We start from the raw sequence: 8,668 nt of genomic DNA, 5'->3' as shown, positions 1-8,668 counted from the left end.
CAGCGACCGCGTTCGCGCCGTCCTGGTTCAGGTCGGCGATCGCGACGGCCGCGCCCGCTTTCGCGAGCTCGAGTGCGATTTCCTTGCCGATGCCGCTCGCGGCGCCCGTGACGACTGCGGTCTTGCCATTCAGGTTGCTCATGTTCGAATTCCCGTGGTGAAAGGATTGACAGGGAGAAAGGACTGCGGACGTGTTACTGAGCCAGGTAATCGTAGACGACTTCGCCGAGGCCCAGTGTCAAATCTGCGACGATGTGGCGGGCTTCGACGATTTCGAGCACGGGCAGGTCGGCCACCGGCGCGAGCGCATGCGGCGCCAGCTCGAGCGATGCGGGGCCCGTCCACGCGCCCTTCATCTTGATGTCCTGCATGTAGTAGCGCACCAGTTCGCAGACGCGCGCGGTGCCGTCGACGTGCGGGATGATCTTCAGCAGGAAATTGGGGCCGGCGAGACGCCTGGTCTGCTCGTCGATGTCGAGCTCCTTGTGCTTGTAGCCCATCGTGCCGGTGGCGACGCGCACCTTGCCGTAGTCGAGCGTGCCGAGGAGGTGGTCGGTGTTCACGTGCAGCGTGGGCGACGCGAGCTTCTTCGGGAAGCCCCACAACTCGCGGCCGCCGGCGATCGGCGGGTGATCGTCGAGATACATCGCGAGCGTATAGCCGCCCGGCTGGCCGTTGTATTCGACGGGAATCACCTGACCGCTTTCGGTGTAGTCGCCGAAGCCGGTCGAATCGGCCATGCGGATGAATTCGTAATGCACGAGCGGCTCGGTGACCTGCAGCGGCTCGGGGACGATTTCGCGGAGACGGTCCGGATCGGTGCGATACGTGATGATCAGGAACTCACGATCGACGAAACGGTAAGGGCCCATCGGGAAGGCGGGGCTGGTCAACGGCATCGCAAACGCTTTCGATCGGACATCGCTGGGTTTCATGCGGACTCCTTGTTGTTGATCGCTTCGTGGATGAGTGCTCGTAAGCTCGTAATCCTATGCCTGTGCGTTACCGTTGTGCGATGCCGCATATGGAATTAATTGTTGCCGATTTCGACGCATTCGCAGCGTAAATATTGAGATGAATGACGCAAACGGTCTGGATGGCACCCGGCGTCCCGATGTTTGCACGCGTCGATGACGCCACGATGTGAAAAAGGTGAGTCTTTACGGGATGCCAGGTGAGCCTTTTCGGGAGACGGTCTCGCGGGAATATGACAAATGTGTGAACTTGTGTTGCAGTGCAGGCTCTAAGCGCGTTCGCGGCGGCGGGCTTCGTCGCGCGGTCGTCTTATTAAGCATCACTTAAGCGGGCGCGCCTTAGCATCGTTCGTAGCAGGCCGGGCAACCGGCCGATTTTTTATGCCCCACGCAACCGGATTCATGCAGACCCTCAATCTCACCCTCTTTTCCGCCATCAACGCCGGGGTTGCGCCGCAGCCGGGCGTGGCCCGCCTCGCCATCTTCGCCGCCGACTGGCTCGTCTATGCGTTGCCCGCGATGCTGCTGCTGACCTGGATCTTCGGCGCGCGCCCGACGCGGCGCCAGGCGATCGAAGCCGGCGTCGGCGTGTGCGTGGCGCTCGCGCTCGCGCAGGTCATCGGACATTTCTGGTTCTCGCCGCGCCCGTTCATGGCGGGCGTCGGCACGCAGCTGATTCCGCACGCGCCGGACAGCTCGTTTCCGAGCGATCACATGACGTTCGCGTGGAGCATGGCGGTCGGGTTGATGCTCGGCGGCACGACCCGGTTCACCGGGTTCGTGATGGTCGCGATGGCCGCGGCGATTGCATGGGGACGTATCTATGTGGGCGTGCACTGGCCGTTCGACATGGCAGGCGGCGTGCTGGTCGGCACGGCCGGCGCGCTGGCCGCGCACCTGTACGGGCAACGCGTGACCGCGCTGCTCGAACGGCTCGGCGATTCGGTGCATGCCGCCGTGATGGGCCGCCGGCACGCGCCGTAAGCGGCAGGAGAAAGGGCCGAACGCGGTCAGCCGGGTGTCTTGGCCGATTCGGCCGATGCGGACGGGCCAGCGCCCGCATCGTGCAGTTCAGCGGTATCGGCAGGGTGTTGCGCGGCGTCGCGGTCGAGTGCGCTTTCCTTCAGGATCGCGCACATCGCGACGAACAGCGCGAGTACCACCGCGGCAAGGCCGCAATAGCCGACGATCTTCAGGTTGCGAAGGAACGGCGAAGCGTGGCTTTCTTTTGTCATGACCGGGCGCTCCTGGGCGGGCTGCGGCGGCTGTCGCCCGACAGCGGCGTCGCACCCACAGATATATACCAGTCGCGATAGCGGTGCCAAGCCCGCTGGTGCGCCGACGCCACGATTGTGTCATCGGCCGGCCAACCTCAAGCGGTACCCGTTTGCCGGGCACCCGCATCCATCAGTCTTCCAGCGTTTCGTGCACGGCCGCCGCGCCGCGCTTCCAGTAGGCCGCCGCACGGATGCGCGACTTGTCGACGCCGCGCTCGCCGGTCAGGTGCTGGCGTACCGCGCGCATCGACAGCGCTTCGCCCGCCGCCCACACATAGCCGTCGCCGGACGGCGGCAGCGGCAGGTCGCGCACGGCATTCAGCAGCACGTCGCCGTCCGCCGCGTCGGCTTCGGCGCGGAAGCGCCAGATTTCATGCACGTCGGCGCGCGTGTCGAACGCGATCTGCGCGGTGCGATCCGCGACTTCCATCACGACGGCTACGCGCGCGCCGGCCGGCAATTCCTCGAGACGCCGCGCGATCGCCGGCAGCGCCGTATCGTCGCCGATCAGCAGGTGCCAGTCGAAACCGGTCGGGACGACGAACGAACCGCGCGGGCCGCCGATGCCGAGCCATTGGCCGACACGTGCCTGGGCGGCCCACTGCGACGCGGGGCCCGGGTGGTTCAGCACGAATTCCAGATCGAGCTCGCCGGCGGCGCGGTCGAAACGGCGCGGCGTGAAGTCGCGCGCGACCGGCTTCGGTTCGCCTTCCGGAAACTCGGGACCGTTCGCGCCGAGCGTCGGCAGCACGGGCCGTTCAGCGCCGGGCGGCGGGAAAAATACCTTCACGTGATCGTCGAACGACGCGGATTCGAAATCCGCGAGATCGGGGCCGCCGAGCGTGACGCGCAGCAGGTGCGGCGTGACGGTGTGCACGCGCAGGACCTGCAGCAAGCGGAACTTGAGAGTGTGGCGCACGCGGGTCACGGTGCGGTCGGATGTGTTCTGCATCAATCCGTTCTCCTTAGGGTTTGAGGGGGCGGCGCGGATTACGCACCGCTGCCGCCTTCGATTTCAGCCGTCGCGCGGCGCATGATGGCGGCGATGCGGCGCTGTTCGTCGGCGTCGGCGGCGCTCTTGTGCAGCAGCGCCCGCTTGAGTGCGAGACGCGCCTCGACGAACTCCGGCAGCCAGCCGGCTTGTGCTTCGTCCTGCGCTTCGTTGCCCGCCGATTCCCCGGCGAACGCGCGGCGCATGAATTCCATCTTGCGGGCGAGGTGCGTGAGACGCGCGAACAGCGTGTCGACGCGTTCGCGCTGCGCGTCGAGATGCACGCGGCCGGCGTCGGTCAGTGCATAGCGCTTGCGGTTGCCTTCCGCTTGCGACGCGACGAAGCCGACTTCTTCGAGATACGTGAGCGCCGGATACACCATGCCGGGGCTCGGGCTGTAGAAACCGTTCGAACGCGTGTCGAGCGCCTTGATCAGCTCGTAGCCGTGGCTCGGTTGCTCGGCGACCAGCGCGAGCAACAGCAGCTGCAGATCGTCGGAGCTGAACTGACGGCCGCGCGGCATGCCGTCGTCGCCGAAATCGCCAAAGCCGCCGCGCCCGCCACGGCCACCGAACGGGCCGCCACCGCCGAACGGATCGTGGCCGCGACGATGGCGGCCGATCGCGTACCAGAGACCGGCGAACCCGTCAGGGCGGGCATGCGCACCATGACCGTCGCATCGGGCATGGCCGCGGGAAGGGTTGTGTCGCATGATCGAGTCCTATATGTCGTAAAACATATCTAAAGATATATATCGAAAGATAGGTCGTCAAGGGGATTTATTGGGGCTGGATGGCGCGCGAGGATGGGCTGGCGGCTCGGGGCGGAGATGGCCGTGGATGCGGTGCATCAAGCTCGTTGGCGTGTCGATCACGACGATCGGACCGTCCGCGCCTTGCCGGCCTCTGCGGCCATTGCCAGCGATTGATCGTGACGCGGCGGCGTGCCGGCACGTATCCGCTCGCCGATGACACCGCGAGAGATCGGCTGCGACGCAGTTGAACCCCACAGTAATTCACGTAATGAGATTTGATAAAACACCGACGATAATTATTTGAATCTCTGAAACTGTTTAATTTATTTTCTTTGGATCAAACAAAATTTCCGCGCCGGCAAAGGTATTTAAATCGACCCCGTCATTCAATGTGGTGACTCTGTCGATTGCAAGCCTGTCATGGCCTCCAGGGTGGTGAAGATTTTCGACCCTTTATATACGAGCTGAAGATTCGTTGTAAATGTAAAGCATTGCAATATTAAAGTGGGATTTGAGTATTTCGATTGTGAAGCGTGATTTTATTTGGCAGGATTTTCATCAAGTTGCTCGAATTTAAAACAACAAAACAACCGACCATTCAATCAGTCGAAATAACACACACCGGATGAGCAACGATCCGAATGGAAGCTGACGAAGAAACTGGTAACGAGGCGGCGAACGGTCGACACCGTTCGCGATCACTGAATCAATCGCTATCCCGGGCGTCGACGCGTCACTCGAGCGATCCGGGCGAATCCGATACGGGGCAGCCATGGCGATACTCAAGAACGATTCTTCCGGGCAAGCGTGCCTGCTCCGCGCGTATCACGTGTTCGGCCGCGACGCCGCGCGCTGCGATACGGTCATCCGCGACGCGTCGGTGTCCCGGGTCCACGCCCATATCCGCTGGGTCGGCGGGCGATGGGAGCTCCACGATCACAGCAGCAACGGCACGTCGGTATCGGGCGTGCCGTTGCGCGACGGCGAGCACGCGGTGCTGCAGCGAGGCGACGTGATCCGGTTCGGCAGGGCGGGTGTCGCGCCCTGGCGCGTCGAGTCGCTCGACGATCCGGCCGATACGCTATGGCCGGTACGGGGCGCCGTGCACCCGATCGTGCTCACGCCGCGCCAGATCCTGGCTGCCCACGCCGCGCAGCCGGTCACGATCGTCCGGTCGCCGGCCGGCGATTGGCTGTGCGACGACACGTTGCCGCCGCGCGCGCTCCATGACGGCGATGAAGTGTCGACGGGCGACGTCACGTGGCGCGTGGCGCTCGTGCGCCACGGCTCGACGATGACGCTGCGCGCGCCGGCCGATCCGGCCGTGCCGGCCCGATTGCTCGAATTCTTCGTCAGCCGGGACGAAGAGCATGCGCGTGCGCTGCTGCATGTTCGCGGCGGCGTGGTCGATCTCGGCGAGCGCGCGCATCACTACAGCCTCGTCACGCTCGCCCGCGCACGGTCGGCCGACATGCAGGCCGGCTACGACGCCGCCACGCAAGGCTGGATCGAACTCGACCGGCTGGCGCGCATGCTCGGTATCGATACGTCCCATCTCAACGTGCAGATTCATCGCGCCCGGAGCCAGTTCGCGGCGCTGCCGGGGCTGGACGCGAGTCAGCTGGTCGAGCGGCGGCGCGGCAGCGTCCGCTTCGGCGATTTCCCGTTCCGCGTCATGCGCGGCGAGCGCCTCGAATGCCAGTCGGTGCCGGGCGTCGAGACGCGCATCGGCATGCATCGTCCGGCGCCGGATCCGGTCGTCCATTGCTCGTGAACGCGGAACGACAGCCCGGGTTGCCGACCGCGACACGCGCTCGCGTCGTGCCGCACGCGCATGAATCGCAGCGGCCCGCCGCGCCTTTCGCGACGTTGACCGGCAAGCGGCATTACCGGCTCGGTGCATTGCTCGGCGAAGGCGGCAGCGGCGTGGTGTTTCGCGCGACTTGCGGCGAGACGGGGCAAGACGTCGCGATCAAGTTGATGCGGGACGATGTCGCGTGGACCGAAGCCGAGCGCGCGCGCCAGCGCATGCGCTTCCGGCGCGAGACGAGCCTGTGCGAGGCGCTGCGGCACCCGAACATCGTGGCGCTGCTGGACCAGGGGGAAGCGCCTGACGGGCGGCTGTTCGCCGTATTCGAGCGTGTTCAGGGCCAGACCCTGCACGACCGGCTCGCGATGGAGGGGCCACTGTCGGCCGTCGACACCGGACGGCTGATGGCGGAGGTGCTCGATGCGCTCGCGGCTGCACATCGCCGCGGCATCGTGCACCGGGATCTGAAGCCGCAAAACATCGTGCTCGCGATGGCCGACGACGGGCCGCACGCGAAGCTCCTCGATTTCGGGATCGGCGCGCTGTTGCCCTGCGTGACCGAGATCGCGCCCCAGGCGGCGACGCTCGCGGCCGAGGCGATCGGCTCGCCGTCATATTGCGCGCCCGAGCAACTGCGCAACGAACCGCCGACGTCCGGAAGCGACCTGTATGCGTGGGGCCTGGTCGTGATCGAATGCCTGACGGGCGAAGTCGTGATGCAGGGCGCAAGCGTCGCCGACATTCTTTATCAGCAACTCAGTCCGGTGGATGTCGCGCTTCCGCCGTCGATCGCGTCGCATCCGCTCGGCTCGGTGCTGCGGCATGCGTTGAGCAAGCATCCGGCGCAGCGTGCCGCCTCGGCCGACGAACTCGCGGCGCAGTTTCGTGCGCTCAATTTCGCCGCGCTCATCGGCCCGTTCGATGCCGGCCGCGCAAGCCGCCGCACACGGCCGCAGCCGTTCGCGCCGCACAGCGACGCGGCCGCAACGGCGGGCGAATACCGGCAGGTCACCACGCTGTGCTGTTGCGTGACGATCGCCGGAGACGGCCGGCAACGCCATGCGGGAACCGATCACGGCGCGCTGCTCGACCGCTACGAGGCGCAGTGGCTGACGCAGTGCGCGGATATCGCCGTCGGCTATGGCGCGCAGGTCGACGAGCGGCTCGGCGACACGCTGCTGTTCCATTTTGGCCTGCAAGGCGATATCGATCGGCCCGCGCGCCGCGCGGCGCGTGCGGCACTCGACATGGTGCGGGTGGCCGGGCGCGCGCGGTTGCCGGTGCCGGCCGAAGCCGGCTGTACGGACAGCGGCGAAGGCTGGCACGTCGAAGTGGCCGCTGCGATTCACGTCGGGCAGGTTCTCGCGCATGCGGCGCAGTGGGCGGGCGGGTCGACGCCGGCCGCCGCGTCGCGGTTGTTGCGGCTGGCTGGGTCCGGGCAGATCCTGATCAGCGACGATGCGCGGCTCGCGCTCGAACGGCATGCCGACTTCCGGCCGACCGGGTTGCGGCTGGCGCGGGCGGGCCTCGCGCCGCAGCCGGTGCATGAACTGCTCGGCGAGCGTCGGGCCGATACGCCGTTCGATTCGCTCGACGGCGGCATGCGGGCACCGATGATCGGCCGTACGCGCGAACTCGATGCCCTGCTGCGTGCGTGGCAGGAGACGCTTGCAAGTCATCGTCGCGCAATGCACGGTGTGCCGCCGCGGCTCGTCGTCGGCGATGCAGGAATCGGCAAGTCGCGCCTCGTGCACGGGCTGTGCGAGACCGTGCGGGCACAGGGCCACGCGTTCGCGCATTGCGGATGCCAGCCGGAGCGGGAGAATCATGCGCTGTTTCCGATCCTGCGGTTCATCGGCGCGCATTGGCAACTCGACGCCGACAGTCCGGCCGACATCACGCACGCGGCGATCGACGCGATGCTGGCGGCGCTCGAATGCGATCGTGCGGCGGCCCGTGTCGCGCTTGCGACCTGGCTGGGGCTGCCTTGCGATGCGAAGGCGGCGAGGTGGCCGGGCGCGCGCGAACAGGACGCACTGTTCGATGTGCTCGAGCAATTGATCGTGTCGCTCGGCAATGGCGCGCCGGTGTTGCTCGTCGTCGAGGATGTGCAGTGGATCGATCGCTCGACCGAGGATTTTCTGGCGTACCTGCAGCGCTCGCCGCGCGCGGCGGCGCTTTGCATCGTGCTCACGTCGCGACCCGCCAGGCTCGCGCGCTGGCGTGGCGTGACCGAGCGCCTGGTACTGCGCCGCCTGCCGCGCGACGACGCGCGGCGCCTGATGTCGGCGCACCTGGGCCAGGGCGCGCTCGATCCGGCCTGGCTCGACCCGCTCGTCCATCGTACGGCGGGCATTCCGCTGTTCATCGAGGCCGTTGCGCGCGAGCTGACGATGTGCGGCGCGGACGGCTCGCTCGCGGGGCTGCGGACGATGGACCCGTGCCCGCTTCCGCTCAGTCTCGGCGGAATGCTCGGTCGCGCGTTCGACCGGATCGACGATGCGCGCGGCACCGCGCAGCTCGCCGCGACGATCGGGCTCGAGATGGATGCGCAACTGCTGGCCGCGGCATCGCCGCATGATCGCGTCACGCTCGACGCGCACCTGCAACTGCTGCTCGAAGAGCGGATCATGTACGCGCAACATCGGCGCGATCGCGTGTTCTATTCGTTCCGCCATGCGTTGATTCGCGACGCGGCGTACGCGTCGATGCCGCCGGCCGTGCGGTGCGCCAACCATGCGCGAGTCAACCGCGCGCTGGCCGCGCAAGCCGATCGCGGCGCCGGCGCGCATGCGAACGGCGTCGACGGACACTTCGCGCGTGCATGCATGTGAATCCTGCTATCGATGCACGGATGTCCC

General features: G+C 66.6%; 8 protein-coding genes. 3 read left to right on the top strand and 5 right to left on the bottom strand.

Annotated elements, in window-relative coordinates; genetic code table 11:
* Both QZM35_RS28910 and QZM35_RS28905 read right to left on the bottom strand, forming a co-directional pair.
* A partial coding sequence (locus QZM35_RS28910; RefSeq protein ID WP_131932263.1) for an SDR family NAD(P)-dependent oxidoreductase occupies nt 1-142 on the bottom strand: 142 nt, incomplete at its 3' end.
* Nucleotides 143-194: 52 nt separating this feature from the next.
* On the bottom strand, nt 195-935 hold the full coding sequence (locus tag QZM35_RS28905) for an acetoacetate decarboxylase (RefSeq protein ID WP_039344575.1): 741 nt from the start codon (nt 933-935) through the stop codon (nt 195-197).
* Nucleotides 936-1,376: 441 nt separating this feature from the next.
* On the opposite strand from QZM35_RS28905, the gene QZM35_RS28900 reads away from it, so the two are divergent.
* Complete coding sequence (locus QZM35_RS28900) at nt 1,377-1,958, top strand: undecaprenyl-diphosphatase (protein ID WP_089428706.1); 582 nt, start codon at nt 1,377-1,379, stop codon at nt 1,956-1,958.
* Nucleotides 1,959-1,984: 26 nt separating this feature from the next.
* Here the strand turns inward: QZM35_RS28900 and QZM35_RS28895 are convergent, their stop codons facing one another.
* The 3 genes from QZM35_RS28895 to QZM35_RS28885 all read right to left on the bottom strand — a co-directional run bounded on the left by QZM35_RS28895 (nt 1,985) and on the right by QZM35_RS28885 (nt 3,955).
* Nucleotides 1,985-2,209: a hypothetical protein gene (locus tag QZM35_RS28895; protein ID WP_089428705.1), complete on the bottom strand. Its 225-nt coding sequence runs from the start codon at nt 2,207-2,209 to the stop codon at nt 1,985-1,987.
* A gap of 172 nt (nt 2,210-2,381) precedes the next feature.
* Nucleotides 2,382-3,203 carry a siderophore-interacting protein gene (locus QZM35_RS28890; RefSeq protein ID WP_089428704.1) on the bottom strand — a complete coding sequence of 274 codons (822 nt, stop codon included), beginning with the start codon at nt 3,201-3,203 and terminating at the stop codon, nt 2,382-2,384.
* 38 nt (nt 3,204-3,241) lie between these two features.
* A complete protein-coding gene (locus QZM35_RS28885) occupies nt 3,242-3,955 on the bottom strand; it encodes a PadR family transcriptional regulator (protein ID WP_301777314.1) in 714 nt (237 codons plus the stop codon).
* A gap of 814 nt (nt 3,956-4,769) precedes the next feature.
* Here QZM35_RS28885 and QZM35_RS28880 point away from each other — a divergent pair.
* Nucleotides 4,770-5,771: an FHA domain-containing protein gene (locus QZM35_RS28880; RefSeq protein ID WP_089428691.1), complete on the top strand. Its 1,002-nt coding sequence runs from the start codon at nt 4,770-4,772 to the stop codon at nt 5,769-5,771.
* A gap of 20 nt (nt 5,772-5,791) precedes the next feature.
* A complete protein-coding gene (locus QZM35_RS28875) occupies nt 5,792-8,641 on the top strand; it encodes a TOMM system kinase/cyclase fusion protein (protein ID WP_367620799.1) in 2,850 nt (949 codons plus the stop codon).
* The last annotated feature ends 27 nt before the right edge of the window (nt 8,642-8,668 follow it).

Origin of the sequence: Burkholderia sp. AU45274 (genome assembly GCF_030482505.1) — a bacterium.
Classification (GTDB): Bacteria; Pseudomonadota; Gammaproteobacteria; order Burkholderiales; family Burkholderiaceae; genus Burkholderia.
Note: the sequence above shows the minus strand (reverse complement) of the source record. Positions and strands in the feature narration are given on the sequence as shown.